This window comes from Mycobacterium aquaticum, assembly GCF_002086485.1.
In the GTDB taxonomy this organism is placed as follows: Bacteria; Actinomycetota; Actinomycetes; order Mycobacteriales; family Mycobacteriaceae; genus Mycobacterium; species Mycobacterium aquaticum.
Window position 1 is genome coordinate 114,056 of record NZ_MVHF01000010.1, and the last position, 26,084, is coordinate 140,139.

The following is a 26,084-nucleotide window of genomic DNA, read 5'->3' on the forward strand; positions in this document are numbered from 1 at the left end:
GGCCCACGTGCCCGCTTCGTTCGGCGTACGGGGCGAGACCGCCAGGGTCGGATACGCTGGCCTGCGTGACGCAAACTGCTTCACGGCGCGAAGTCCTCAAACACGCTGCGCTGCTCGCACCGGCGCTCGCCGTCCCCGGTGCGCTGGCCGCGACACTCGGGATGCCCGTAGCATCGGCCGACGGCCTGCAGCTCGTCGATTTCGCCGACCGGCTGGTCCAGCCCGAGCAGATCAAGGCCGCCGGCTTCGGCGGAGCCCTGGTCTACGTCTCCCAACTGCGGCCGGGGGCCACGTTCGACTTCAAGCCCGTCACTCGTGACTATGCCGACCGCCTCCGCGCGGCGGGTCTGCAGATCGTCAGTTGCTACCAGTTCGGCAAGCCCGGGTGGCCGACACCGTCGGACTTCACTCGCGGCTACGACGGAGGTGTGGCTGACGCGCAGACTGCGGTGGGCCTGCATACCGCCGCGGGCGGTCCGGCGTCGGCGCCCATCTTCTTCAGTGTCGACGAGGACGTCGACGCTGCCACATGGAAATCCACGGCAGTGCAATGGTTTCGCGGCATCAACTCGGTTCTCGGCGTTGGCCGCACCGGCATCTACGGTGGGCGCCGCCAGTGTGGCTGGGCCATCGCCGACGGCGTGATCGGATCCTCGAGCAGCCCGGGCTATCGGTGGGCGTGGCAGACGAAGGCGTGGTCACGGGGCGAGCGTGAACCGGCTGCCGTGCTCTTCCAGCGGGAAGTCGTCACCGCATCCGACCCGGGTTTCGTGATCGACGGCGTCCACGTTGACGTAAACGACGTCCTGGCAGCTGATTTCGGCCAGTGGGACCTCGCCAGATGACGGCTCAGCGGAAGCGCACATCCATCGTCGCCAGGCCGAAGATCTTGCGGCCGCCGGATTTCGCGGCGACGATGACCACACCCGAGCGGGTCTCCGGGTCCAGTGACTTGATGCGGCCGCTGAACTCGATGTCGGCCCCTTCTTTGGCCGAGACGATCGCAGGCTGGGACAGCCGCACCGCGTAGCGGGTCACCGCGCCTGGGTCGCCCGACCACGCGGAGACAAATCCGGCGCCCAACCCCATGGTCAGCATCCCGTGGGCGATCACGTCGGGCAGGCCGGCGAGTTTGGCGATCTCCTCGTCCCAGTGGATCGGGTTGGCGTCACCGGCGACGCCGGCGTAGTTCACGAGGTCGCCGCGGGACAGTCGATAGTGGTGCGCGCCCAGCTCGTCACCGACGTTCACGTCCTCGAAGGACGGCGTCCCCGGCGTACGGGCGTCTGGCCGGGCGATGCGCACCTCGCCCTGCGGCCGCACGGTCTTCTGATAGTCGGCGTCGGACGCGCCGATACCGGAGAAGTCCACGTCGTGCATCATCGCGTTCTGCACAGCCGCCATCGTCCCTGGATTGATGTCGTCCGCAGTGACACCGACCACCGTGGTGTGCAGGGTGTGCACGCGCTCCCCGGCCGTGTCGGTGAAGGTGTTGGTCACAGTGATCAGGTCCCGGCCGGCGACTCGGCGCACCGACGTCAGCTCGACGTCGACTTGCAACTCGTCGCCGGCGACGATCGGGCGATGCTGTTCGAAGACCTCTTCGGTCTGCAGGTAGGTGTCGTAGCCGACGACCACCGACTCGAACATGCGACGGTTGGCCGCCATTGCCGGGGTCGAGGTGAACGTCAGCGGTGCGACCAGCCCGGAATAGCCCAGCTCAGCGGCCGCGGAGACGTTCCAATGTGCGGGGTGGTAGTCCTGCACGGCGCGGGCGTACTCGCGTACCTTCTCGCGGCCGACTCGGTACGTGTCGTCCGCCTGGTAGTAGTGGCCAACCCGGGATTCGAGTGCCGACGTCTCTGCTGCGGTCATGAATGTGCTCAACTCTTCCATCGGCTTGTTCGCTGAAGCCGACCACAGCACATTAACGTGCCGACCGGGCCCAATACACGCTGATGTCCCCGCCGCGGGCTGCCCACCGCAAAACGGTCCCCTTCGGGCGTGCACTTGGAATCATGTATTCGGTGACCGATCGCGTGCTCGTCCTCGGATCCGGATTCGCCGGATTGTGGGCTGCGCTGGGGGCCGCCCGGCGCCTCGACGAGCTGGGAGTGTCGCCTGACGCCGTCGAGATTGTGGTGATCAGCTCCCGACCGTTCCACGACATCCGGGTACGCAACTACGAAGCCGACATCAGTGCGTGCCGCATACCGCTGGCCGATGTGCTCGACCCGGCCGGGGTCCGGCATGTCGTCGGTGATGTGACGAGCATCGACGTCGCGGCGCGCACTGTGTCCCTCGCCGACGGCGCCGCGTACGACTTCGATCGGTTGGTGCTCGCGGTGGGTAGCCAGGTGGTCCGGCCCGATGTTCCGGGCTTGTCGGAGTTCGGGTTTGACGTGGACACCTACGATGCCTCACGGCGGTTGCAGGATCACCTCCGAACCCTCGGCGGCTGCGCCGGGGACCCCACGGCGGCGGCGACGGTGGTGGTGGTCGGGGCCGGTCTGACGGGAATCGAGACGGCGTGCGAACTGCCGGACGTGATGAGGGCGATCTTCGGCGGCGACGTGACGCCGCGGGTGGTGCTGATCGACCGCAACCCGTATGTCGGGTCGAACATGGGTGAATCTGCGCGGCCGGTGATCGAGAAGGCGTTGGCAGACAACGGGGTAGAGACGGTCACGGGCGTTCGGGTGGCTGCCGTCGACAAGGCGGGCATCACTCTGTCCTCGGGTGAGGTGCTGCCTGCGGCCACCGTCGTGTGGTGCGCGGGAATGCGGGCCAATCCGTTGACCGCGCAACTCGGCGTCGAGCGCGACGGTTTGGGTCGGGTGCCGGTCGATGACTATCTGCGGGTCATCGGCGTGCCCGGGGTGTTCGCCGCAGGCGATGTCGCCGCGGCCCGGATGGACGATGAACACCTCTCGGTGATGTCGTGTCAGCACTCGCGTCCGATGGGCCGGTACGCGGGGGACAACGTGATCAGCGACTTGTGCGGGGAACCGCTGCTGTCGCTGCGAATCCCTTGGTATGTCACGGTTCTCGATCTCGGGCCGGCAGGCGCTGTCTATACCGAAGGTTGGGATCGCCAGGTGGTGGCCGACGGTGAGCAGGCCAAGGCCACCAAGCGCGTCATCAACACCCAGCGCATCTACCCGCCACTGGATCGGGACCGGGCTGCCCTGCTGGCGGCGGCCGCCCCGGCCCTGCAGACGGCACCCGCGCGCGGAGAGTAGGGCACGAACCGCAGGTCACGGGCTGATCCCTACTATCTGGGGATGGCGTGGCTCAACGAGTGGTGGCAGCACGAGATCGTCCACGGCTACAAGGGGCCGCTGCTGCTGAGCTTTGTGGCGTTCGTCGTGACCTTCGTGACGACCCGCACCATCACCCGGCTGATCCGCGCCGGCAAGGGGCCGTTCCACAACGTCAGCACCGGCGGCGTCCACATGCACCACTCGACGCCGGGAGTGCTGCTGCTCATCGCGGGTGCGTTCATGGGCGTCGGGTCGCCGCCGCTGTCGGTGTGGACCTACGTGGCGGGTGTGCTGATCGGGGTCGGGGCATCGCTCGTGCTCGACGAATTCGCGATGATCTTCCGGCTTCAAGACGTGTACTGGTCGCAGGAAGGCCAGTTGTCGGTGAACATTGTCACCCTGGCGGCGGCATGCATCGGGCTGGCGGCGGTCGGGGTGTCGCCGGTCAAGGTGCATGACGTTCCCGGGGCTGTCACCGCGGTGCGGATCGCGGCGGTCGTGCTGCTGGTGTTCCACTTCTTGGTGGTCGCCCTCACTGCCCTGAAAGGCAAGTACCCGACCGCCTTGGTCGGATTGTTCGTCTCACCGGTCGCCTGGGTGGCGGCCGTGCGGTTGGCCCGACCGACCTCGCCGTGGGCGCGCTGGCGCTACGACTCGAAGAAGTTGGCACACGCCCAACGCCGTGCCGACGCGTTCGACCGGCGCTGGGCACCGGTACGCAGGCACTGGGACGACTTCATCGGGGGCACACCGACGTCAGCTGCGGCCGAGCCGTCCAGCGCCGACTCCGGGGGCGTCGAGCACGGCAACTGATCGGTTGCCTGGATGATTTATTGCGGCCCGAGCGATTCGCCGAACTATATGTATTTGGCCTGAATTCGATATGCGTCGCGCTTCTATTTGAATTCGACATGAAGGCGCGCGCCATTCTATGCCGCTATATAAAGTTGACGAATCGATGAACAAATTCCTAGACGGGAGTGACGGGCTAAATGACAATAGGTGCGAATGTGGCGGCAATGGTGTTCATCGGGTTGTGGCCAATTGGGGTGGTGAACGCTGTGTCCGCCTCAGCCGCGCCTTCAGCGGAATCGTCGGCGAGCGAGACCATCGGTCAGCTACAAAGCGAGGGTTACCGTGTCATCGTCAGCAAGGTTGGCAGCGGGTCGATCGATGATTGCGTCGTGAGTGCGGTTCGGCAAGGACGTTCGGTGACCGGCCCGCAGCCGCCTGCGGTGGCCAATGGAATCACCACAATGGGACCTGGTCAGGTATTGCAATACACCACGGTGTACGTCGACCTCGCATGCAAGCGTTGATGAATTGGCCGCCGCGAAGACGTAGATCCGGACGGCGCGGAGGACTGCTGCCAACTTCGGGTCGAAGCGGGGGTCGTTTTTGAGAGCGACGTCATTGGTGCCGATGTAGAGAGTGACGAGCTGATCGGGCTTGAAGTCTCCGTGCTCTTTGCGGAAGTGCTGCGACACCACCGAGTAGGTCAGGCCGAGCACATGTTCCAATGCGTCTTCTCCATGGCAGAAGCCTCGACCTGTCGAGGTCTCACTGTAGAGGGACCGCACCTGGCAACCCTGCCCCGGTGTGGGCACCGCCGAACACACTTTCTGCACATATTGTGGGTGTGATCAACGTGCGTCACCACGTAGGCTCTCGTGTCGGTGAGCTGAGCGACAGCACGAAGGGTGCATACGCTCTCGGACGATGAAAGGCCTGCAAGTGCGTGATGTGTTTGTCGTGCTCTTGCTGGCGCTCGCGGCGGCCGGACTCCAGGTGACCATCGCGGTGTTGAACCGGATCCAGCGTCGGCCCCGCCAGCGGCGGTAGCCGCCCAGCAGCATTCTTCGGCGTGGCCGAACCGTGATGAACTCTTGACCGAATCATCAACGCGCGCCGCGGTGTTCGGCCGCAGTCCTGCCCATACCATGACGAGGTTCACAACCAGGCGGTCATCATCAAGGGGTCAGGCTGATGCGGGCGGTACTTCATTGTGTTCTCGCGTTGGTCGTCATAGCCCTGATGGTTTCCGGGGGGACCGCGGTCGTCGACACCGCGGCGGTTCGGCTGCCGCTGAGTTCGGACATCGAGTCGATTCTGCCGACCGGGACGGCCGCCGTGGGTGTCGCGCACCCGGTGATGGTGACGTTCAAGCGGTCCGTCGCCAACCGCGATGCCGCCGAACGCGCCATCGGACTCACGTCCGCACCGGCCAGGACGGGCAAATACGAGTGGCTCGACGACAAGGTCGTGCAGTGGGTGCCCGATCAGTACTGGCCGGCGCACAGCACCATCGGCCTGTCCATCGGCGGCATGCCGCTGGAGTTCAAGACGGGGCCGAAAATCGTTGGAGTGGCCAGTATCTCGGATCACACGTTCACCGTGACCATTGACGGGGAGACGCCGCTCGACATGCCATCGCCGCACCATCTGCCGCACCTGGGCGAACCGGGCGTGCTGCTGGCCTCCATGGGGCGCCCAGAGTACGCAACCCCCGTCGGCAACTACACGGTGCTCGGTAAAGAGCGCTCTGTGACAATGGATTCCAGCAGTGTCGGGATACCCGTGGCATCTCCTGACGGCTACCTCACCGACGTGGAGTACGCCGTGCGGTTCACCCGCCGGGGCTTGTTCGTGCATTCGGCCCCGTGGGCCGTCCAGTCGATGGGCTTTGAGAACACCAGCCATGGCTGCATAAGCCTGGCCCCGGCCGCCGCCGAGTGGTACTTCAACACGGTCAATGTCGGCGACCCGGTGATCGTGCAGGAGTAGCCGTCGGCGACAGCCGGTTTCGGGTGCCAACGACATTCGACATACGAGAACGGGCGGCGATCATGTGATCGCCGCCCGTTCTGATGTCCGACCGCTGTTCGGGCTCGAATCAGCCCTGGGGACCTGGCTGAACCGGAACACCCGGTGCCGGTCCGCCGGCATCGGCGGGCCGGCTCGTCGGCGCCTCTTTTCCGGCCCCCACGCCGACCATGTCCGCCAGCGGAGCGCCTGCGGGTGCGGCTGCCGCGGCGATGGGTGCGCCTGCGGCCGCGGGCACGACAGGCACCGGTGGTGCGAGCGGTACTGCCGGCGCGCCCAGCGGGGGCACCACGGGCACCGGCGGGATTCCTGCCGCGGGTACGACCGGGACCGGTGCGATGGCCGCAGGAACCACCGGCACAGCCGCTCCTGCCGCCTCGACGGCAGGCGCGGCGCATGGCGCGGCTGCAGCTGCGGCTACGGGCGCGGCACCTGGTGCCGCCGTTCCTGCCGCCGCATCGAGGCAGTTGTACCCGCCCTCCTTCAGCGGAGTGGCCCCGGCATTCGGGCACACCGCCGCGGCGGCCACGCAAACTCCGGCGCTGGCAACAACTTTGACTGCGACTCGAGCAAAGCTGATCATCCCCGACGACTCCCTCGATCGTGCTACGAAATGACTGTCACGAAAATTTGTGCAGCTGAAATGTAGAGCCGCGCGCAGACGGCGTCCATACATCCGTGTAATTCGATGCGAGGTCGACGCGCGGCCGAGCCGCGGACGTGACCACACCGATGCAGAACCGTCACACCCGGTCGGTGCATCGTTGTGGTAAACGGCACCAATATTCAACGCGGGCAACGGTTTGGTCGGTTCGATTCGGCCGAGTCAGGCACCGGCCATGCCGATCAGAATTGAGCCGGATCGGGCCGCACGATCGACCGTGGTGCCAGGGCCAATCCCCGCACGTGCGTCGCGATCTCATGCAAGGGTGCCAGCCACACATCAGAACACGAAGCGACGTATTCGACGAGCTCCTCCAACGCCGCTGCCCGCGACGGTCTCCCAGACAGGAACGGGTGATTGGTCAACACGAAGCACCCGCCGGCCGCACGCAACCCTTCGAACTCCAGCCGCCAGATCTCTGCGGCCTTGCGCGGGCTTTCGATCAACCCTGACCCGGAGAAGTCCGGTATGTAGCAGTACTGCTCCCAGTCGTCGAGGGCCCACTGGATCGGGATCTCGACGAGCTGCCCGCCACCGGTCACGGCCAACTCGTACGGGTGGTCGGCATCCATCAAACTCGTGTCGTAGAGAAATCCGCGCTCGGCCAACAGCTTCGGGGTATGCCAGTTCAGTTCCCACATGGGCGCCCGGAATCCGGCAGGTGCCGTGCCGGTCACCGCGGCAAGCGCCTCGATGCCGCGGTCGATCACGACGCTCTCCTGCTCGGGCGTCATGCCGGTCAGCACTTCGTGCAGGTAACCGTGATGCGCGATCTCGTGCCCGGCGTCGGCGATGGCGCGCACGACGTCGGGATGACGCACCGCCGTATAACCGGGCACGAAGAACGTCGCCCGCACGTCGTGTCGTGCGAGGAGGGCCAGGATGCGGGGGACGCCCACGAGCGGCCCATAGGCCTGATGGGACATCACCGACATTCGACCGGCCAACGCGGTGTCGACCCCGAGGAGAGCCGACTCGGCATCCACATCGAAGGTGAAGCTTGCGGCCGCGCGCTTGCCGTGTGGCCATGACACCGGCTCTGCGGGGCGCATGGTCATGCTTTCCGCGCCAGCAGCGAGACGAACTCGTAGGCGAGGTTGGCCGCCGCGACGCCGGTGATCTCGGCGTGGTCATAGGCGGGTGCCACTTCGACGATGTCGGCGGCCACAAGGTTGAGACCATCGAATCCCCGGATGATCTCCAGCAATTCGCGGCTGGTCATACCCCCGGCTTCGGGTGTCCCGGTGCCCGGCGCGTGTGCCGGATCGAGAACGTCGATGTCGACCGATACGTACAGCGGCAGCTCGCCGATGCTGCGCCGCAGCGCGTCGACGATGTCGTCGATCGACCGGCGGTGAAGATCGCGACAGTGCACCACGTGGAACCCCATGTCGGCATCTTCGGCCAGATCGTTGCGCGAGTACAGCGACCCGCGGATGCCGACATGCGCGCTGTGCCCTGAGGCGAACAAGCCTTCTTCGGCCGCCCGCCGAAACGGTGTGCCGTGGGTCAGCGGAGTGTTGAAGTAGGTGTCCCACGTGTCGAGGTGGGCGTCGAAGTGCACGAGTGCCACCTGACCGTGAATCCTGTTGACGGCCTTGAGGAGCGGGTAGGCGATGGTGTGGTCTCCGCCGAGCGAGACCAGGGTGGCCCCGTCGCCGATGAGCTCGACGGCACCCTGCTCGATCTGCGTCACGGCGGTCTCGATGTCGAACGGATTGAACGTCAGGTCACCGGCGTCGACGACCTGCCGATGGGCGAACGGCTCGACGTCCAGCGCCGGGTTGTACGGGCGCAGCAGCCGCGAGGACTGACGAATGTGCGCGGGCCCGAAGCGGGCACCGGGCCGGTAGGTCACCCCGGTGTCGAACGGGATACCGACGACCGCGATGTCGTGCCGCTGTACGTCCTCGATGCGCGGGAGCCGGGCGAACGTGGTGTGTCCGGCGTAGCGCGGGACCTGCAGTCCGTCGACTGGGCCGGTCGTCCCGGCGGCGGCGCCGGGCTGTCCGTTGGTCAAACTCTGCATCGAGTGGTCCCTCCGTTGATCTGGATTGTCTGCCCGATGATCGATCCCAGCTGCGGCCGCACCAACAGCGCGACGGCCGAAGCGATCTCCTCGGGATGGCCGATCCGGCCGAGCGGTATGCCGTCGGCATACCGCTGGTGCATCTCGGTGAGGCTGATACCCGCGTCCGCGGCATCGACCTCGAGTTGCGGGGTGTCGATGACGCCGGGCGCCACGGCGTTGACGACGATGTTCTCGCGGGCCAGTTCGCGACCCAACGTCTTGGTGAGAGCGATCAGCCCGGCCTTCGATGCGGCGTACGCGGTGGCGTTGGGCCAGCCGGTGACACCCCATTCGGACGTTACGATCACGATGCGTCCGTGGCCGATTCGGCGCATGCCGGGCAGCACGGCCGCAATGGTGTGGAAGGTGCCGCCGAGGTTGGTGTCGACGACCTTCCACCAGTCGTCCTCATCATGGTCGGTCAACGGTGCCATCGACATGTAGGCCGCGTTGCACACCAGAACGTCGATGCCTTCGTGCCGCTGGTCGATCTCGGCGATGGCCTCGCACACCGCCGCACGATCGTGGATATCGGCGGGCACGGCGAACCCGCAGACGGCTTCGACGACCTCTTTCATCTGGGGCGTCTCACTGCGGCCGTTCACGCCGACGTGGTAGCCATCGCCGGCCAGCTGCTCGGCGATCGCCCGCCCGATGCCCTGCGTGGCACCGGTGACGACCGCGACCGGGATGCGACGTGAACTCATCAGATCACCGCCCCGCTGTTGGGCGACACGACTTCGCCGGTGCAGAAGGAAGATTCGTCGATCAGGAACTGCACCATCTGTGCCACTTCATCGGGCCGGCACAGGCGGCCCGCCGGAAGCGTCGCCAGGTATTCGGGAGCGCGCCATGGGGAATCCGCCGCGAGCAGCGGAGTGTCCGTCGGGCCGGGTGCCACCGCGTTGACCCGGATGCCGTCGGCCGCGACTTCGGTTGCCAGGCTTCGGACGAAGCCGATGATGCCGCCTTTCGCGGCCGCGTAGTGGGCGTCGCCCTCACCACCGCCGATCGCCAGTTCCGATGCGATGGCCACGATGGCGCCGCGGCGCCGCTCGCGCATCTCCGGCAGGACCGCGCATGTGGCGTTGCGCAGGCCTCCGAGGTGCACGCGCAGCATGCGCGTCCACGCGTCGGCGGTGATCTCCGAAATCGGCACCATCTCGTAGTAGCCGGCGGCGGTGACCAACGCCTCGATCGGGCCGAGCTCGGCACGGACGACACCGATGGCTTCGCGGACCTGAGCAGCTTCGGAAATGTCTGCCGTCACGGACAATTCGGGGATGTCGGCGGGCCGCAGGTCCAGCCCCGCGACCGTCCACCCGTGCTCTGCAAGCTCGGCACTGATGGCAGCGCCGATGCCCGATGCCGCACCCGTCACCACCGCGACCCGCGGGCTCACAGCTGTGCCTGCTGTTCGAGCCGCAAGCGGTCGGCCACCGGTTCGGCGATGCGGCGGCGCAGGCTCACGTAGATCACCGCGCCGATCGCTCCGAGCACCACGGTGGTGATGACCATGCTCCAGTTGATGTACCACGGCTGGCCCGGCTGCACCCGGGGCCACACGACGTTGATCGTCTGGACCACGATCCACACCGCGGCGCAGTATGTGATCGGCGCTCCCCAGCGCCCGAGGGTGAACACCCCTGGCGTCCAGCGGCCCGTCAACCGGGCCCACGCCGCACCCAGCACCGGGATACCGAAGGCGATGTAGAAGCCGATGACCGTGAAGTTGACCAGGATGTTGTAGAAGTTGGAGCCGGCGAGCAGCACCAGCGCGATCGCCACGACAGCCGTGAGACCGATGGCGTTGATCGGCATGCGCTCCGGCCCGGCCAGCTTGCTGAACAGTTTGGACGACGGCAACCCGCGGTCGCGCGCAGCACCCCAGATGCACCGGGACACCGCTGCCTGCACCGCCAGGAAGCTGGAGATGAAGCCGATGACGAACATGATGAGCAGCGGTTTGGCGACCCCGGATCCCAGATGTGCGGTCAGGGTGCCTGCGACCGGGTCGCCGGTCTGCTCGGTGAGTACCTGATCGAGATTGGGTATGGCCAAAATCAATGCGGCACTGGAGAACATGACGATCAGGCCGACGCCGAACAGGCTGCCGATGATGGCCTTGGGCACGTTGCGGGCGGGGTCGTCGACCTCTTCGGCGATGGAACCCGCCGACTCGAACCCCACGAAGGCCCAGCCGGCGTAAGCGATGGCCAGCAGCATCGGCCCCGACATCCAGCCCCCCGAGCCGGGCAACCCGTGCAGCAGTGCGGAGAACGGGTTCTCGCGATAGAAGATCAGCAGCACGATGCCCAGCCCGACCGATCCGAGGATTTCGCACGTGATGCTGGCGATCACCATCACCTTCAGCACCCGCCGGCCGATCATGTTGGTGGCGGTGCCGATCGCGATGATGGCGATGGCCACCAGCGTGGTGGTCCACCGGCTGCGTTCCTCGATGCCCAGCACTTCGAGGAGGAATCCGGCGGCGGCATAGGCCAGCGTCGAGAGCGCGATGGTCAAGCCCCACATGTAGGCCCATGCGGCGGTCCACCCCGCGGTGGTGCCGCGAACGTGGCGCGCCCACTGATACACGCTGCCGGCGTACGGCCATCGTGAGGACAGCTCGCCGAACACGGCTGCCACCGCCAGCTGGCCGACCAGCACGATCGGGAACGCCCAGAAGAACCGGGGCCCGGCGGTGAACAGGCCCAGCGTGAAGATCGCGTAGAGCGCCACGATCGGTGATACGTCGGCGAAGGCGAGGGAGAACGCCGAGCGGAGCGTGAAACCGCGATTGAGTTTTTCGACCTCATGGTGCGGTGGTTCGGCCGGGGCTTTGTGACTTCGGGTGTCCGGACGCATGGGGCGCTCCTCACAGAAGGTGTTGAGGCTTGACTATGCAGCGGTCGTGCATCCGCGTGAATACTCAGTCAGTATGAATTCGTAGACATCAATCAGCCTTGAGTACGGGAGAGATGCATGGGGCCGACGGTGCTCGATCTCATCGAGATGCCGCACTTGCGCCTGAAGCTGCGTGCGGGCGGTAAGGGCGTCGACAGGCACGTGACCTGGGCCCAAGCGTCCGATCTGAACACTCCCTGGGAGTGGATGACCGGCGGAGAGCTGTTGATGAAGAACGGCCGCACCCTGCCCGCCGACGTCGAGTCCCAGATCGCGCTCCTGCGCGCGTTGTCCGATACCGGTACCGCAGGCCTGGTGCTCGGCATGGACCCCGACACCCCGGAACTGCAACAGGACGCCGTCGATGTTGCCGACCAGCTGGGCCTGCCGATCCTCATCGCCCCGTTCTCGGCGGGGTTCACCACGATCGGGCGGGCTGTCGCCGAGGCCAACATGTCCGACGAGGGTCGGCGGCTCGCCATGACCGAACGCGTCTATACGCTGATCCAGCGGTCGGTGCTCAATCCCGGCAAGGGCGGGATCCTCGACCAGTTCTCCCGGGAATTGCGTTGTCGGCTGGCCCTTCTCGACGGTGAGACCGGCATTGCGGTGCTCGACGGCAGTGCCGAGCCGCCCGAGAAACTGCGGCGCGCGGTGGTCGATCTCATCGCGCAACGCGGCGGGATGCTTCCCGGAGTTCTGCACCTGGACGCCGACGGCTTCCGCGGCCAGATCGTGGAGGTCCCCGATCCGGATCCGACGGTCCTGGTGACCTACGACTTCCGCGGCACACCGCCAGACCTCGTGGTCCTGCAACACGTGGCCACCGCTGCGGGGGTGCTTCTGGTGCAACAGGGCATCCGCCGTGAACATAGGCGCAGGCTTGGTGCCGAGACCTTGGCCAATCTGATCGATCTGCGGTTGGGCGAACACGAGTTGTCGCGCCAGCTCGACCAGGCTGGGTTACCCGCGGAACGTTGTGTCCTCGTGGCGGTGCAAGGCGGCAGCAGCACCGGAGAACGCGATCTGCATCTGAGTCTCGATCGCCACCGGATCTCGCACCTGCTGTTGCGCCGGGCCGGATTGCTCTATGCGTTGCTGCCGGCAGGGCCCCAATCCGTGGCAGTGCTGCGTCGCCGACTGGGACCTGATGCACTGATCGGGATCAGCGATCCGCTCGTGGCCGCCGGACGGGCGCCTGCGGCCGTCCGGGAAGCCAACTGGGCCGTGCGCGACGCCGCCAACATGGCGGAGCACCAGTGTCATTACGCCGACGCGACGCTGCTGTCGGTCCTGCGTGACGCTGACGAAGCACAGCTCGTCGTGGACCGGGTCCTCGGCGACTTGCTGGCCTACGACGCCGAACACGGCACCACGCTCGTCGAGACGCTCGACACGTTTCTGCGGCTCGACAAGTCGTGGCAGCACACGGCCAACGAGGTCGGGGTGCATCGCCAGACGGTTGCCTATCGGCTGCGGCGCATCGAAGAGATCACCGGCCGCAACCTCGCCGCCACAGCCCATACCGCCGAACTGTGGCTGGCGCTGCGGGCCCGTGATCTCGTCGTGGCACCGGGTGCGTGAGCGGCAGCGGGTGGCCGCCAGGAAGTAACGCCTGTTACATTCCACGTCGTGACAGCAGAACGCGACGCGGTTGTGCGCTGGCTCGTACTGGTGGTGCGGGTCCCGGCGGAGCCCTCGCGTCATCGGGTCGCGGTCTGGCGGGAACTGCGCCGCGTCGGCGCACTGCAGATCGGCCAGGGCGTATGGGTGGTGCCGAATGTGCCGGTGTTCGCCGAGGGCGTCGCGCGCGTGACCGAGTTGGCCCGACGCGGCGAAGGTGAGGTGCTGATGCTTGACGCCGCCGGACATCAGGAGCCCGACGCGGAGCGGCTCGAAGCCATGTTCACTGCCGAACGCGCCGAAGAATGGTCGGAATTCCTTTCCGACTGTGCGGGTTTTGACGCGGAGATCGACAAGGAGATCGCCAAGGGCAAGTTCACCATGGCCGAACTCGAGGAAGAGGAGCAGAGCCTGGAGCGCTTACGCCGCTGGCATCGCGACATCAAAGCCCGGGATGTGTTCGGCGCAACGGCTGCCCCGGAGGCCGATCAGCAGCTCAAGCACTGCGCCGACCGCTTGGCCGACTACACCGAACGGGTCTTCGCGGCCCTGCACCAGATGTGAAACCGGAGTCTGCACCGTGACCATGGACAGCCGAATCTTCTACGCCATCAACCACTTTTCCCGTGACACCCCGTGGCTGCACCCGATCGTGTCCGGCTACGCCGCCTACGGCGTCGTGCTGTTCGCGGCGCTGCTGCTGGCCGGATGGTGGAGTGCCCGCAGAGCTGCCGATCCGGTTCGTATGGTCGCGGCGGTGTGGGCTCCGGTGGGGATGCTCGTCGCCCTGGCGTTGAACCAGCCGGTTGCCGCGGCCGTGAACGAGACCCGGCCATGTCAGGCACTTCACGACATCGTGGTACTGCACTGCAACACCGATCCCGGATTCCCCAGCGACCACGCTGTCATGGCCGGTGCCGTCACTGCCGGGTTATGGCTGGTGCGTTGGCGTCTCGGTGTTCTCGCCGCAGTCGCGGCAGCCGTGATGGCGTTCAGTCGGGTGTACATCGGTGCGCACTATCCGCAGGACGTCCTGGCGGGAGTGGTGTTCGGAGCTGTGGTCAGCATCGCCGGGTACATTCTGCTGCGGCCTCTCTTGCGGCGCGTGCTCGCGATGATCGCCGCCACCCCACTGGGCATACTGCTCGTCCCACGAGACCCGAAAAGTGCTGTGCCACAGAAGCGGTCGGCATGAGTACGGGCGCTGACGCACGCATTCCTCGGGCCCGATTTCTGCCGCTGTACGCCGCGGGTTTCGTCACCGCGTTCGGGGCGCACAGCATTGCTGCCAGCCTCGCCGGTTATACAGAGGCCGAGCACACCAGTCTGCTCACACTGGGGTTGCTGCTTGCCGTGTACGACGGCGCGGAAGTCCTGCTCAAACCGGTGTTCGGAACGCTGGCGGACCGCGTCGGCGCGCGCCCCGTGTTGCTCGGGGGTCTGGTGGCGTTCGCGCTGGCGTCCGCCGCGTTCGTGCTGGCGGGAAGCCCCGGCCTGATCGGGCTGGCACGGTTCGGCCAGGGCGCCGCGGCCGCCGCCTTCTCGCCAGCGGCCGGCGCGATGCTGGCTCGGCTGACGCCGGCCACCGCACACGGGCGCGCCTATGGCAGCTATGGCGCATGGAAAGGGCTCGGGTACACCGTGGGTCCGGTTCTGGGTGGCGTTCTGATCGCGGTGGGTGGATACCGACTGCTGTTCAGCACCTTGGCGGTGCTGGCGGCCCTCGTGGCGGGCTGGGCGCTCGTCATGGTGCCGGCCGTCGAGGTGCTGCCGAAGAAGCGCCAGACCGTTGTGGACTTGGCGCGTCGCCTGACCGGAGGCAGTTTCTTGCGCCCTACCGCCGCTTTGGCCGGCGCCACCGCAGCGCTGGCCGTCGGTGTCGGATTTCTGCCGGCGATCGGTGCCGGCCACGGGCTGGGCCCCTTGGCCACGGGCGCGGTGGTATCGGTTTTGGCGGCCACTGCCGCGCTGATCCAGCCGAGAGTGGGACGCGCGCGGGACGCCGGGCGGCTGCGAGACCGGGCAGGCATGACACTCGGCCTGTTGTTGACTGCCGCCGGAATCGCGGTCGCCACTGTGGTGCCGGGGCTGGGAGGCATCCTGCTGGCGGCGGTGACCATCGGAGCCGGCACCGGGCTCATCACCCCGCTCGGCTTCGCGCACCTGGCACAGAGCAGTCCGCCCGAACGGCTCGGCCAGACCATGGGATCTGCGGAGATCGGACGTGAGCTCGGTGATGCCGGGGGACCGCTGCTCGTCGGTGCCGTCGCCACCGCGTTGACGTTGAACGCCGGAATGCTGGCAATCAGCCTGGTGCTTGCCGCGCTGGCTGTTCTCGTCGGGGCACCCAGATCGAGGCGGCCCGCCGAGGCGTAGCTGCGCTCAACCGGCGTCGGTGGTGCGGTCGGTGAGGCCGAGTCGCAGGTGTTCGCTGTGGTAGACGGCTTCGTCGAGCAGTTGGGCGACGTGGTTGTCATACAGGCTGTAGACGATGCTGCGGCCGGAGCGGGTTCCCGTGACCAACCCCAGATTGCGGAGCAGCCGGAGTTGATGCGAGACCAGGGATTGCTCCAATCCGATGGCGTCGGCCAACTCCGACACCGAGCACGAGCCCTGGCGCAACTCGGTCAAGATCATCAATCGGCTCGGCGTGGCGAGCGCTTGCAGTGTGGTGGCCACCTGCGCGGCGGCATCCGCGTCCAGCCGCCCGGCAGGGCGATCACGTCCTTCGACACCGTGGCCCATCGTTGTAGTGTACTGAGAGCAACGAATGAAGACATGTTCATGTGTTCTGATATCGTCGCGTCCGTATCTGCTCATCCGTCATTGGAGGTGACGTCATGCCGGCGCTCACGGAGGCCACCCAGCGTGCCACTGTCGCCTCGTCGGCACTTCCCGGGCGGCGCAGAGTCCTTGACTTGCCCGAAATGCGCTGGGCTGCAGCAGCGTTGGTGCTATTCCTGGTCGGGCTGGCGGTGCAGCTCATGGGTGGCCCGGCATGGTCCTGGTGGGTGCTCTACCTGGCCAGCTACCTGACCGGTGGTTGGGAACCGGCGCTGGCCGGCCTGCAGGCGTTGCGTGACAAGACCCTCGACGTGGATCTGCTGATGGTCGCCGCAGCGATCGGAGCGGCAGCCATCGGGCAGATCACCGACGGGGCACTTTTGATCGTGATCTTTGCGACCTCCGGTGCGCTGGAGGCACTGGCCACCGCCCGCACCGAGGATGCCGTGCGCGGCCTACTCGACCTCGCGCCCGACAGCGCCACCCGGGTATCCGAGGACGGGCGTGAGGAGACCGTCAGGGCGGCCGACCTGGAGGTGGGTGATGTGGTGCTGGTGCGGCCCGGGGAGCGCGTCGGCGCCGACGCCACCGTCATCACCGGCGCCAGCGAGATCGACCAGGCCACCATCACCGGCGAACCGCTGCCGGTCGACAAAGCACCGGGCGACGAGGTGTTCGCGGGCACGCTCAACGGCACTGGGGCGCTGCGGATCCGGGTGGACCGCCGAGCCGAGGACTCGGTGGTGGCCCGAATCGCCGCGCTGGTGCACGAGGCCGGCCAGACCAAGGCGCGCACGCAGTTGTTCATCGAAAAGATCGAGCAGCGCTATTCGATCGGTATGGTCGCGGTCACCATCGCCGTATTCGCGATCCCGCTGCTTCTCGGTGACACCTTGCAGGCAGCGTTGTTGCGTGCGATGACGTTCATGATCGTCGCCTCGCCGTGTGCCGTGGTGTTGGCGACCATGCCTCCGCTGCTCGCGGCGATCGCCAACGCCGGCCGCCACGGCGTCCTGGTCAAGTCGGCGGTCGTCATGGAGCAACTCGGCACCACCACCAGGGTCGCGTTCGACAAGACCGGAACCCTGACCCGCGGTATCCCCGAACTCGCCGAGATCCACGTTCTCACATCAGATATGACCGTTGACGATGTGCTGGTTCTCGCAGCCGCAGCCGAGCATCCCAGCGAGCATCCGCTCGGCGAGGCGATTGCGCGCGCGGCGAAGACCCGCGGCCTGCGATGGCCCGACTCCACCGACTTCGTCGCGAAACCAGGGCTCGGCGTCAGCGCGACCGTCGACGGTGCGCGGATCACCGTCGTATCGCCAAAAGGGCTGCCGGACAACCTCGACCGGGCGGACGCCGAGGTGGTCGCGCTCGTGCAACAGCGGGGCTGCACCGCGGTCATCGTGACCGCTGCCGCACGCCCGATCGCGGTGCTGGGCCTGACGGACCAGCTGCGGCCGGACGCCGCCGATGCGGTGGCTGCCGCCGCCCGGCTTACCGGGCGCACCCCGGTGCTCTTGACCGGCGACAACGAGACCGCCGCAACGATGTTGGGCGACCGGGTGGGCATCACCGATGTCCGCGCGGGGCTACTTCCGCACGACAAGGTCGATGCTGTGGCGGAGTTGCAGGCCGACGGAACGCGGTTGGTGATGGTCGGTGACGGCATCAACGACGCACCCGCGTTGGCCGCGGCCCACGCGGGTGTCGCCATGGGCGGAGCGGGGTCGGATCTGACGTTACAGACCGCGGACGCCGTGGTCATCGGTGACGACCTGAGCGCGGTCTCGACCGTGATCGCGCTCTCGCGCCGGGCTCGTCGTGTGGTTGTCGCGAATCTGATCATCGCCGCCACATTCATTGCGGTGCTGGTGATCTGGGACCTCACGGCGACGTTGCCGTTGCCGCTGGGCGTGGCCGGACATGAAGGGTCCACCGTCATCGTGGGGCTGAACGGACTCCGGCTGTTGCGTGGTGCGGCGTGGCGGACCGCAGCGGGCGCGACCTGACCAACGTCGGCCACCAGAACCACGGCCCGAGCAAGCGGACGATGCACGGCACGATGAACGACCGCACGATCAGGGTGTCGAGCAACAGGCCGATGCACACCGTGGACCCGACCTGGCCGATGGTGCGCAGATCGCTCGAGAGCATCGCGAGCATCGTGAAAGCGAACACCAGACCGGCAGAGGTCACCACACCACCGGTACTGCCGAGCGCGCGAATCAGCCCGGTGTTCAACCCGGCATGCACTTCCTCTTTGAGCCGGGCGATCAGCAGCAGGTTGTAGTCCGAACCGACGGCCACCAGGATGATGAACGTCAGCGGCAGGATCAGCCAGTGCAGGTGCAGGCCGATCAGGTGTTGCCAGATCAGCACGGACAACCCGAACGCCCCGGCGTAGGAGAAGGCCACCGTGCCGGGAATCACCAAGGCGGCCACCAGAGAACGCGTGATCACCATCATGATCAGAAAGATCAGCACGAACGCGGCGATGGCTGCGATGAGCAGATCAGACTTGGCGTACTCCTGGATGTCCCGGTTGTTGGAGCCCGATCCGCCGATATAGATCTTCGAACCCGCCAGCGAGGTCTCCTTCAGCGCGATCTTGATCGCGTCGGGGAACTGCTCGACGTGCTCGATGCCTTCGGGCCCCATGGCATTGCCCTCATGGGTGACGATGAACCGGGCGGCCTTACCGTCCGGCGACATCATCAGCGCCATACCGGTTTTGATGTCCTCGTTGTCGAACGCCTCCCGGGGTATGTAGAAGAAGTCATCGCTGCGCGAGGTGTCGAAGTCGTTGCCGACGTTGATCATGTCGTCGAAGGTCTGATCGGTGTTGTCGGCCTGAATGTTCGACGGGCCGTACGTGTTGACGATCAGCGCCTGCAGCCCCTGCATGTCGTCGGCCATGATCTTGAGCTGCGACACCATCTGCGGCAGCAGTTTGTCGACCACCTCAAGGGACCCGACCGCATCCTTGATGTCACCGGCCAGGCTGTCGACACTGTCGAGCATGTCGAACAGCGACCGGAACGCCCAGCATGCCGGGATGTCGAAACAGTGTGGCTCCCAATAGAAGTAATTGCGCAGCGGCCTCATGAAGTCGTCGAGGTTGGCGACCTGGTCCCGCATCTGTTCGGTGACCTGCTCCATGTCCTCCATGGTGACGACGGTGTTGTGCATCTCGTCGGCGAGCTTTTGGGTCAGATCGATCGTCTGGCGCAGCACCGTGATGGTGTGCGCCATGATCTGGGCCTGCTGATCGGTATTGCTGTTCATCTGCCGCGTGAAGGGCAACTGCTGGCCGTTTCCGCTGCCCTGCGTGGTGAACAGATAGGGCAGGCTGGCGTGCTCGAGTGCCCGTCCCATGGGCCGGGTGATGCTCTGCACCATGGCGACCCCGGGTAGCCGGATGAGTGCCTTGGCCGCGCGGTCCAGCGAGATGAAGTCGGCCGAGTTCCGCATGTCGTGATCCGACTCGATCATCAGCATCTCGGAAAACAGCTTGCTCTTGGGGAAGTGCCGATCCGCCGCCTGGAACCCCTGATTCGCAGGCGCGTCGGCCGGCTGATAGGTCCGGTCGTCGAAACTCACCCGGTACGTCGGCACGAACACCGCTCCGAGCGCGACGAGCGTGACACTGGCGACCAGGATCGGCTTGGGCCAGCGCACCACGCTGGTGCCGATCCGCCGGTACAGCTGGCCCTTGGCCTTCCGCTTGGGATCGAACAGACCGAAGAGGCTCCCCACGCTGAGCAGTGCCGGACCGATGGTCAGTGCGCCCGCGACCGTCAACACCATGCTGATGGCCACGGCGGGCCCCATGGTGTGAAAGTAGTTGAGCCGGGCGAAGCTCAGGCAGAACGCCGCCCCGGCGATGGTGAGTCCGGAACCGATGATGACGTGTGAGACGCCGCGGTAGGCGGTGTAGTAGGCGTCCTCTCGGCTTTCGCCGGCCAGCCGGGCTTCGTGATAGCGGCCTGTCAGGAAGATGCCGTAATCGGTTCCGGCGCCCAAGGTCAGCGACACCACCATGTTGACGGCAAACGAGGACAGCTCGATGTAGCCGAAATGCCCGAGGGTGGCGATGACGCCTTTGGCCGCCAACATCAGCACCAATACCCCGAACAACGGCACGAGCATGGTGGTGATCGAGCGGTACACCAGCAGCAGCATGACGATGATCAGGAAGATCGTGACGATCGTGATGTTGTTCAGGCTCGAATTCGCGATGTTCACGGTGTCGGCCGCCAACGGCGCCGCACCGCTCACATAGACCTTGAGGCCCTGCGGGGGAGTGTCATTCGCGACCAGGTTACGTACGGCTTGGACCGAATCGTTGGCCTGTATCTGGCCGATGTCGCCTGCCAGCCGCAGCAGCACGTACGCGGCCTTGCCGTCGAGACTCTGTGCGCCGGCCGCGGTGATCGGCTTGCCCCACGTGTCCATCACGTACTGCACATGCGTGGTGTCGGCTTTGAGGCGACGCACCAGGTCGTCGTAGTACTGGTGGTCGGCCTCGCCCAACGGGCGGTCGGCTTCCAGCACCAGCATCGTCATGCTGGTGGATGTCGACTCCTGGAACTTCTCGCCGATCTTCAGCATCGCCACCTGTGACGGTGCGTAGTGCGGGACCAACGGTCCGGCGAGCTCTTCGGCCACCCGCTCGACCTGTGGCACAAAGGTATTGGTGGTCACTGCCAGAAGGGCCCAGAACACGATGATCGGAACGGCAAGGACGCGAACCGTTCTGGCGACCACTGGCCGGCCCGCCCGATGCTCGCTCATGCCGATTTCACCCGGCAGGTGATGTCGGCGTCCTGATGGTCATCCGACTGTTCGTCGCGCACAACGTCATTCACGAGTATTCGGCAGCCCACGTGGCCACCGTGCACCTGCGCCGAGATGCTGCCGGATACCACGGTGAGCGTGGTCGTCTCGACGTGCGACCAGGGCAGCTCCGTGAGGTCGACCTGGTGCGGGTGCCCGTCGATGTCGACGTAGGACACCATGGCACCGCTTCCGGCAGAACCGAACAGTTCATACGTGAGCTTTTTCGGCGTGAACTCCGGAGGAGCTTGCGGTTCGTTGACGGCCAGGACCGGTCCCGGGGCGGACATCTGGTGGACCTTCCACATGCAGAGCGCGCCCACACTCAGCGCCATCACTGCGACCAGGGGCATCCAAGCGCGTGCCAGTACCGTCCTTTCCGCTGAACGAGGGCTCACCCGACCACCTTTCGACACCTGACCCCGGACCCAGGTCCGCTGCACGCCGCATATCAAGCGGATTGATATTAGACAGGCTCGACACTGGTAGTCCAACGCACCGACGCCGTCCGGCTAGTCCCGAGATCGCGCGGTGGCTGGGCCGACCAAGGCGAGAAGGGTTGTCACCCTGCGCCGGGAAGGCGCTTCCTCAATTTTGCGACCCGCAATATCTGAGCCGTAATGTTGATCGAGGAAATCATCGGAATGACACCGAGGAATGTTCGTTCGGATGGTGTCGCCCCGTGCAGCTGCTCAAGGCTGCCGAGCACATAGAAACAACCCAAGGAGAATATGGTCGCCGGGATGGAATATGCCATCGGCGAACTCCGGTTGGCAATGGTTTGGGCCGCGAAATCGATCTCTTGTTGCGACATCGGCTCGCGTTTTCGGAGCTTGTTCAACACTGCTTTGGTGCCGCCCACCTCTTCTGCCAACGGCGATGACGGCCGATTTCGCAGACGCACCGTGTAGATAAACATGCAAGTGGCGAACACCAACAATGCCACCAGGGCGATTATTGCGAGATTGCCGAATAAGGTTGAACTCATCGGGCCGTTCCTTTGCGTTTCCGTCAATTCGCGTCGTGCACTCGTGCCCGCAGCACGCTACCGCAGCCACTGGAGTTCCGGCGCACCCGCGAAGGAACTTCACAGCTCGCGCTGTAGGGGCGGCGTCACTGCGCGGACCTGCGGGTTTTGCCGGCGCACCCGCGCAACCACCCGCCGGGCCGGAGCAGAAATCCGCAGGCCTGGGCGGCCTCGAGGCGAGGTCTGACGTCGAGCATGCTCGTTGCGGCACAGCGTCGGTGTCGAAGTTGGCCGGAGGGCTGCGATCCGGCGGCCTGCCGGCCTTTCGGGTGCGGGATGGGGACAGGCGGCCGCGCGGTCGGGTCCCCGGCAGGACGGTGTGGATGACCCGCGATCCTCCTGACTTGTGGTACTTCTCGTGATCCGCGCGTGATCCGATCACCTGGTTGGTTGCGTCCGGCGCAGGCGTCTCTGCCGACGTTCGAGCCGCTGAGCCGCTTGTTCGCCAGCATGGTCGACATCCGGGATTCTGGCTGCATCTCGCACATATCGGTAATAAATGGCGAATTTGCTATTTGTCGCACGTGATGCGCGTTTTGCAACCGGCGAAGAAGTAATCGAGACTATGTGTATAAAAGCGGGAGTGACGCACGCATGTAGTGTGCGTTCCGATCAGATATCGCGTGGGGAACGGACCTATATGCCCGTATCCGGCATGGTCTAGTCTTCAACGACTACGTTGCGCCCCGGTGATGTCTCGGGATTGCGATCAAGCTGCACATGCCGCAGCATGGTGCCCGGGTGCGGGGATAGGCGAGGAGGGCTACGATTTTTGGGCTTCTGCGGCGGTTATGGATTCCGCTACTCGTGCTCGCGGTGATTAGTGCCGGAGGCTTTACCGTGTCCCGTCTGCACAGCATATTCGGCAATGAAAAGCGCCCATCTTATGCCGATACTCAATTGGCGGACACCAAACCTTTCAACCCCAAGCGACTGACGTATGAAGTCTTCGGATCCCCGGGCACCGTGGCATCCATCAGCTACTTCGACATCAATACCGATCCGCAGTTCATCAAGAACGTCAGCCTGCCGTGGTCGCTGCAATTCGACATCACCAAGGCAACTGCCATCGGAAGCATCATGGCCCAGGGCGATAGCGACAACATCGGCTGCCGCATCACCGTGGACGATGAGGTCAAGGCCGAGAAGGTGTCGAACGAAGTGAACGCGTTTACCTCCTGCCTCCTGAAGGCAGCATGAGCCACGCACAAGTAGTCGCGGACCCGGCACACCGCTCACGGATTGCGACTTTCATCCGGAAGAGTTCCGTACTCATCATTCTCGGCTGGGTGGCCATCACTGTCTTGGTGACAGTCGCCATTCCTCCACTCGAAGTCGTCGAGGCCAAGCACTCGGTGTCGCTGAGCCCGCCGGATGCGCCGTCGGTGATGGCGATGAAGCGCATGGGCGAGGTGTTCCAGGAATCGAATTCGGAGAGTGTCGCGGTCATCGTCCTCGAGGGCGACGAACCTCTCGGAGACGAGGCACACAAGTACTACGACAGCGTTATCCGGCAGCTGAAGGCCGATCCGACACACATCCAGCACGTCCAGGATTTCTGGGGAGATCCGCTCACCGCGGGCGCGGCCCAAAGCGCCGACGGTAAGGCCGCGTACGTCCAGTTGAATCTCCACGGCAGCTTCGGGCAGGCCGCGGCGAACGAGTCGGTGAAGGCCGTCCAGGACGTCGTGAAGAACACGCCGCAGCCGCCGGGGCTCCACACCTACGTGACCGGTCCCGCCGCGATCGTCGCGGACATGGGCCAGAGCGGGAACCGGACCGTCATCCTGATCACGGTGGTCAGCATCGGGGTCATCTTCCTGATGCTGCTGTTGCTCTACCGCTCCTTCATCACCGTCATCATCCTGCTGCTGACCGTGGCCATAGAGCTGCAGGTGGCCCGTGGATTGGTGGCATTCCTCGGATTACACGGCATAGTCGGCCTCACGACCTATGTCGTCAACCTCCTGGTGTCCGTCGGCATCGCCGCCGGAACCGACTATGGGATCTTCTTCACCGGGCGATATCAAGAGGCAAGGCAGGCCGGCGAGGACCGGGAATCCGCGTATTACACCGCCTACCACGGAGTTGCGAAGGTCGTCCTGGCGTCCGGCGTGACGATCGCGGGAGCGATTGCCTGCCTCAGCTTTACTCGGCTGCCCTACTTCAAGCCGCTTGGCATCCCCGGCGCCGTGGGCATATTGGTGGCGGTCGCGGTGGCACTCACGCTGGTGCCGGCCGCCATCGCGGCCGGCAGCAGGTTCGGTTTCTTCGACCCCAAACGCCTTGTCACCACGCGCCGGTGGCGACGCATCGGCACCGCGATCGTGCGGTGGCCCGCGCCCATCCTGGCCGCAACGATAGCCGTGGCGGCCATCGGTCTGCTGACGTTGCCCGGATACAACCCGAGTTACAGCGACCAGAAGTTCATTCCGCAGGACATTCCTGCCAACCAGGGATTTACGGCTGCGGAGCGCCATTTCCCGCAATCGAAGATGACGACGCCCGACCTGCTGCTGATCGAGTCCGATCACGATCTGCGCAACCCGTCGGATCTCTTGGTGCTGAACAAGCTTGCCAAAGCGGTGTTCGCGGTTCCCGGTATCGCCAACGTGCAGTCGATCACGCGGCCCGAGGGAACTCAGCTCGAACACTCGTCGATCCCGTTCATGCTCAGCATGTCGAACGCCAGTCAACGTCTCAGCCTGCCGTTCCAGAAGGAGCGGATGGAGGACATGCTCACGCAGGCCGACGAGATGTCGAAGACGATCGCGCTCATGCAGCGCATGTACGGCCTGATGCAGGAGATGGTGGCGACCACCCATCGGATGGTCGGCACGACCCACGACCTCCAGGAGGACATGGCGGTATTGCGGGACCACGTCGCGGATTTCGATGACTTCTGGCGGCCGATCCGCAACTACCTGTACTGGGAACCGCATTGCTACGACATCCCACTGTGCTGGTCGATCCGATCGATCTTCGACGCACTCGACGGTGTCGACCGCGTGACCGACAAGATGCAGATCATGGTCAAGGATCTCGACCACTTGGACACTCTGATGCCGCAGATGCTCGACCAGTTCCCCCCGATGATCGAGTCGATGCAGAGCACCCGTCAGATGATGCTGACGATGCACAGCACCATGTCCGGCATCTTCTCCCAGATGGACGACTCGACCGAGAACGCGACGGCGATGGGGAAGGCGTTCGACGAGTCGAAGAACGACGACTCCTTCTACCTGCCGCCAGATGTGCTGAACAATCAGGACTTCCAGCGCATCATGAAGATCTTCCTGTCACCCGACGGGAAGGCCGCGCGCATGCTCATCACTCAGCGGGGCGATCCCGCGACGCCCGAGGGCATCTCGCGAGTCGAACCGATTCAGATCGCGGCCGAGGAAGCGCTCAAGGGCACGCCGCTGGAGAACGCCAAACTGTCGCTGGCGGGTACCGCTGCGGGAGTGAAGGATCTGGTCGACGGCTCCAAATACGATCTGCTGATCGCCGGTGTCGCGGCGCTGTGCCTGATCTTCGTGATCATGCTGATCATGACGCGGAGTCTGGTCGCCGCGCTGGTCATCGTCGGCACCGTGGCGATGTCGCTCGGGGCCTCGTTCGGCCTGTCCGTGCTGGTCTGGCAACACATTCTGGGCCTCCAGATCAACTGGGTGGTGCTGGCGATGTCGGTGATCGTGCTGTTGGCGGTCGGTTCCGACTACAACCTGTTGTTGGTGTCGCGCATGAAAGAGGAACTGGGCGCGGGCATCAACACCGGCATCATCCGGGCCATGGGCGGTACCGGCAAGGTGGTGACGGCCGCAGGCCTGGTGTTCGCAGCCACGATGGCGTCGATGATCGTCAGCGATCTGCTGACCATCGGACAGGTGGGTACGACGATCGGATTGGGCTTGTTGTTCGACACCTTGATCGTGCGTGCCTTCATGACACCGTCCATCGCCGCGCTGTTGGGCCGGTGGTTCTGGTGGCCGCAGATGGTGCGTCCCCGCCCCGCCAGTTCCATGCTCCGACCAGTAGGCCCGCGCCCGTTGGTGCGTTCCCTGCTGATGAGGGATTAGC

General features: G+C 65.5%; 24 protein-coding genes. 12 read left to right on the forward strand and 12 right to left on the reverse strand.

Annotation, left to right across the window (positions count from 1 at the left end; all coding sequences use genetic code 11):
* Positions 1-110: 110 nt before the first annotated feature.
* The gene (locus BST13_RS13075) at positions 111-845 is read left to right on the forward strand and encodes a DUF1906 domain-containing protein (RefSeq protein ID WP_425437016.1); all 735 of its coding nucleotides are present in this window, start codon (positions 111-113) and stop codon (positions 843-845) included.
* 4 nt (positions 846-849) lie between these two features.
* Here BST13_RS13075 and BST13_RS13080 read toward each other — a convergent pair whose 3' ends face one another.
* Entirely contained in the window at positions 850-1,875 is a 1,026-nt protein-coding gene (locus tag BST13_RS13080) for a fused (3R)-hydroxyacyl-ACP dehydratase subunits HadA/HadB (RefSeq protein WP_083164510.1), read from the reverse strand.
* A gap of 143 nt (positions 1,876-2,018) precedes the next feature.
* Here BST13_RS13080 and BST13_RS13085 point away from each other — a divergent pair, with 143 nt between their 5' ends.
* Positions 2,019-3,242, forward strand: coding sequence for an NAD(P)/FAD-dependent oxidoreductase (locus tag BST13_RS13085; protein WP_083164440.1), 1,224 nt, complete (start codon positions 2,019-2,021; stop codon positions 3,240-3,242).
* A 42-nt stretch (positions 3,243-3,284) separates the two neighbouring features.
* A complete protein-coding gene (locus BST13_RS13090) occupies positions 3,285-4,076 on the forward strand; it encodes a hypothetical protein (RefSeq protein WP_083164442.1) in 792 nt (263 codons plus the stop codon).
* 305 nt (positions 4,077-4,381) lie between these two features.
* Here the strand turns inward: BST13_RS13090 and BST13_RS39050 are convergent, their stop codons facing one another.
* A complete protein-coding gene (locus BST13_RS39050) occupies positions 4,382-4,783 on the reverse strand; it encodes a hypothetical protein (RefSeq protein WP_158087150.1) in 402 nt (133 codons plus the stop codon).
* 199 nt (positions 4,784-4,982) lie between these two features.
* On the opposite strand from BST13_RS39050, the gene BST13_RS40200 reads away from it, so the two are divergent.
* Complete coding sequence (locus BST13_RS40200; protein ID WP_281254744.1) at positions 4,983-5,105, forward strand: hypothetical protein; 123 nt, start codon at positions 4,983-4,985, stop codon at positions 5,103-5,105.
* A gap of 144 nt (positions 5,106-5,249) precedes the next feature.
* Positions 5,250-6,047, forward strand: a complete 798-nt coding sequence (locus BST13_RS13100) for a L,D-transpeptidase (RefSeq protein ID WP_083164446.1) — start codon at positions 5,250-5,252, stop codon at positions 6,045-6,047.
* A gap of 109 nt (positions 6,048-6,156) precedes the next feature.
* Here the strand turns inward: BST13_RS13100 and BST13_RS13105 are convergent, their stop codons facing one another.
* From BST13_RS13105 to BST13_RS13130, 6 genes are all read right to left on the reverse strand, one after another.
* Positions 6,157-6,615: a hypothetical protein gene (locus BST13_RS13105; protein ID WP_425437014.1), complete on the reverse strand. Its 459-nt coding sequence runs from the start codon at positions 6,613-6,615 to the stop codon at positions 6,157-6,159.
* A gap of 317 nt (positions 6,616-6,932) precedes the next feature.
* Complete coding sequence (locus tag BST13_RS13110) at positions 6,933-7,808, reverse strand: polysaccharide deacetylase family protein (protein WP_083164450.1); 876 nt, start codon at positions 7,806-7,808, stop codon at positions 6,933-6,935.
* On the reverse strand, positions 7,805-8,779 hold the full coding sequence (speB, locus tag BST13_RS13115; RefSeq protein WP_083164452.1) for an agmatinase: 975 nt from the start codon (positions 8,777-8,779) through the stop codon (positions 7,805-7,807). Before speB ends, BST13_RS13110 begins: the two co-directional genes overlap by 4 nt.
* Positions 8,767-9,528 carry an SDR family NAD(P)-dependent oxidoreductase gene (locus BST13_RS13120; protein ID WP_083164454.1) on the reverse strand — a complete coding sequence of 254 codons (762 nt, stop codon included), beginning with the start codon at positions 9,526-9,528 and terminating at the stop codon, positions 8,767-8,769. Before BST13_RS13120 ends, speB begins: the two co-directional genes overlap by 13 nt.
* Entirely contained in the window at positions 9,528-10,223 is a 696-nt protein-coding gene (locus tag BST13_RS13125) for an SDR family NAD(P)-dependent oxidoreductase (RefSeq protein ID WP_083164456.1), read from the reverse strand. The genes BST13_RS13120 and BST13_RS13125 overlap by 1 nt, the downstream gene beginning before the upstream one ends.
* Positions 10,220-11,689, reverse strand: coding sequence for an APC family permease (locus BST13_RS13130; RefSeq protein WP_083164458.1), 1,470 nt, complete (start codon positions 11,687-11,689; stop codon positions 10,220-10,222). The genes BST13_RS13125 and BST13_RS13130 overlap by 4 nt, the downstream gene beginning before the upstream one ends.
* A 117-nt stretch (positions 11,690-11,806) precedes the next feature.
* Between BST13_RS13130 and BST13_RS13135 the strand changes: the two genes are divergently transcribed.
* Genes BST13_RS13135 through BST13_RS13150 form a run of 4 tightly spaced genes read left to right on the forward strand, consistent with a single transcriptional unit; the run spans position 11,807 to position 15,727 of the window.
* Positions 11,807-13,312, forward strand: a complete 1,506-nt coding sequence (locus BST13_RS13135) for a PucR family transcriptional regulator (RefSeq protein WP_083164460.1) — start codon at positions 11,807-11,809, stop codon at positions 13,310-13,312.
* Between the two features lie 48 nt (positions 13,313-13,360).
* Positions 13,361-13,915: a Chromate resistance protein ChrB gene (locus BST13_RS13140; protein WP_245839567.1), complete on the forward strand. Its 555-nt coding sequence runs from the start codon at positions 13,361-13,363 to the stop codon at positions 13,913-13,915.
* 22 nt (positions 13,916-13,937) lie between these two features.
* On the forward strand, positions 13,938-14,546 hold the full coding sequence (locus tag BST13_RS13145; protein ID WP_245839577.1) for a phosphatase PAP2 family protein: 609 nt from the start codon (positions 13,938-13,940) through the stop codon (positions 14,544-14,546).
* The gene (locus tag BST13_RS13150; RefSeq protein WP_083164462.1) at positions 14,543-15,727 is read left to right on the forward strand and encodes an MFS transporter; all 1,185 of its coding nucleotides are present in this window, start codon (positions 14,543-14,545) and stop codon (positions 15,725-15,727) included. The genes BST13_RS13145 and BST13_RS13150 overlap by 4 nt, the downstream gene beginning before the upstream one ends.
* Positions 15,728-15,733: 6 nt before the next feature.
* On the opposite strand, the gene BST13_RS13155 is transcribed toward BST13_RS13150, so the two are convergent.
* Positions 15,734-16,096: an ArsR/SmtB family transcription factor gene (locus BST13_RS13155; protein WP_083164463.1), complete on the reverse strand. Its 363-nt coding sequence runs from the start codon at positions 16,094-16,096 to the stop codon at positions 15,734-15,736.
* A gap of 95 nt (positions 16,097-16,191) precedes the next feature.
* Here BST13_RS13155 and BST13_RS13160 point away from each other — a divergent pair, with 95 nt between their 5' ends.
* The gene (locus BST13_RS13160) at positions 16,192-18,150 is read left to right on the forward strand and encodes a heavy metal translocating P-type ATPase (protein WP_083164464.1); all 1,959 of its coding nucleotides are present in this window, start codon (positions 16,192-16,194) and stop codon (positions 18,148-18,150) included.
* Here the strand turns inward: BST13_RS13160 and BST13_RS13165 are convergent.
* The 3 genes from BST13_RS13165 to BST13_RS13175 all read right to left on the reverse strand — a co-directional run bounded on the left by BST13_RS13165 (position 18,080) and on the right by BST13_RS13175 (position 21,965).
* On the reverse strand, positions 18,080-20,935 hold the full coding sequence (locus BST13_RS13165) for an MMPL/RND family transporter (RefSeq protein ID WP_095533526.1): 2,856 nt from the start codon (positions 20,933-20,935) through the stop codon (positions 18,080-18,082). The genes BST13_RS13160 and BST13_RS13165 overlap by 71 nt on opposite strands.
* Positions 20,932-21,375 carry an MmpS family transport accessory protein gene (locus tag BST13_RS13170; protein ID WP_083164466.1) on the reverse strand — a complete coding sequence of 148 codons (444 nt, stop codon included), beginning with the start codon at positions 21,373-21,375 and terminating at the stop codon, positions 20,932-20,934. Before BST13_RS13170 ends, BST13_RS13165 begins: the two co-directional genes overlap by 4 nt.
* Positions 21,376-21,539: 164 nt before the next feature.
* Positions 21,540-21,965, reverse strand: a complete 426-nt coding sequence (locus tag BST13_RS13175; RefSeq protein ID WP_083164467.1) for a hypothetical protein — start codon at positions 21,963-21,965, stop codon at positions 21,540-21,542.
* 819 nt (positions 21,966-22,784) lie between these two features.
* Between BST13_RS13175 and BST13_RS13180 the strand changes: the two genes are divergently transcribed.
* Complete coding sequence (locus BST13_RS13180; protein ID WP_029370291.1) at positions 22,785-23,204, forward strand: MmpS family transport accessory protein; 420 nt, start codon at positions 22,785-22,787, stop codon at positions 23,202-23,204.
* Positions 23,201-26,083: an MMPL/RND family transporter gene (locus tag BST13_RS13185; protein WP_083164468.1), complete on the forward strand. Its 2,883-nt coding sequence runs from the start codon at positions 23,201-23,203 to the stop codon at positions 26,081-26,083. Before BST13_RS13180 ends, BST13_RS13185 begins: the two co-directional genes overlap by 4 nt.
* Position 26,084: the final 1 nt, after the last annotated feature.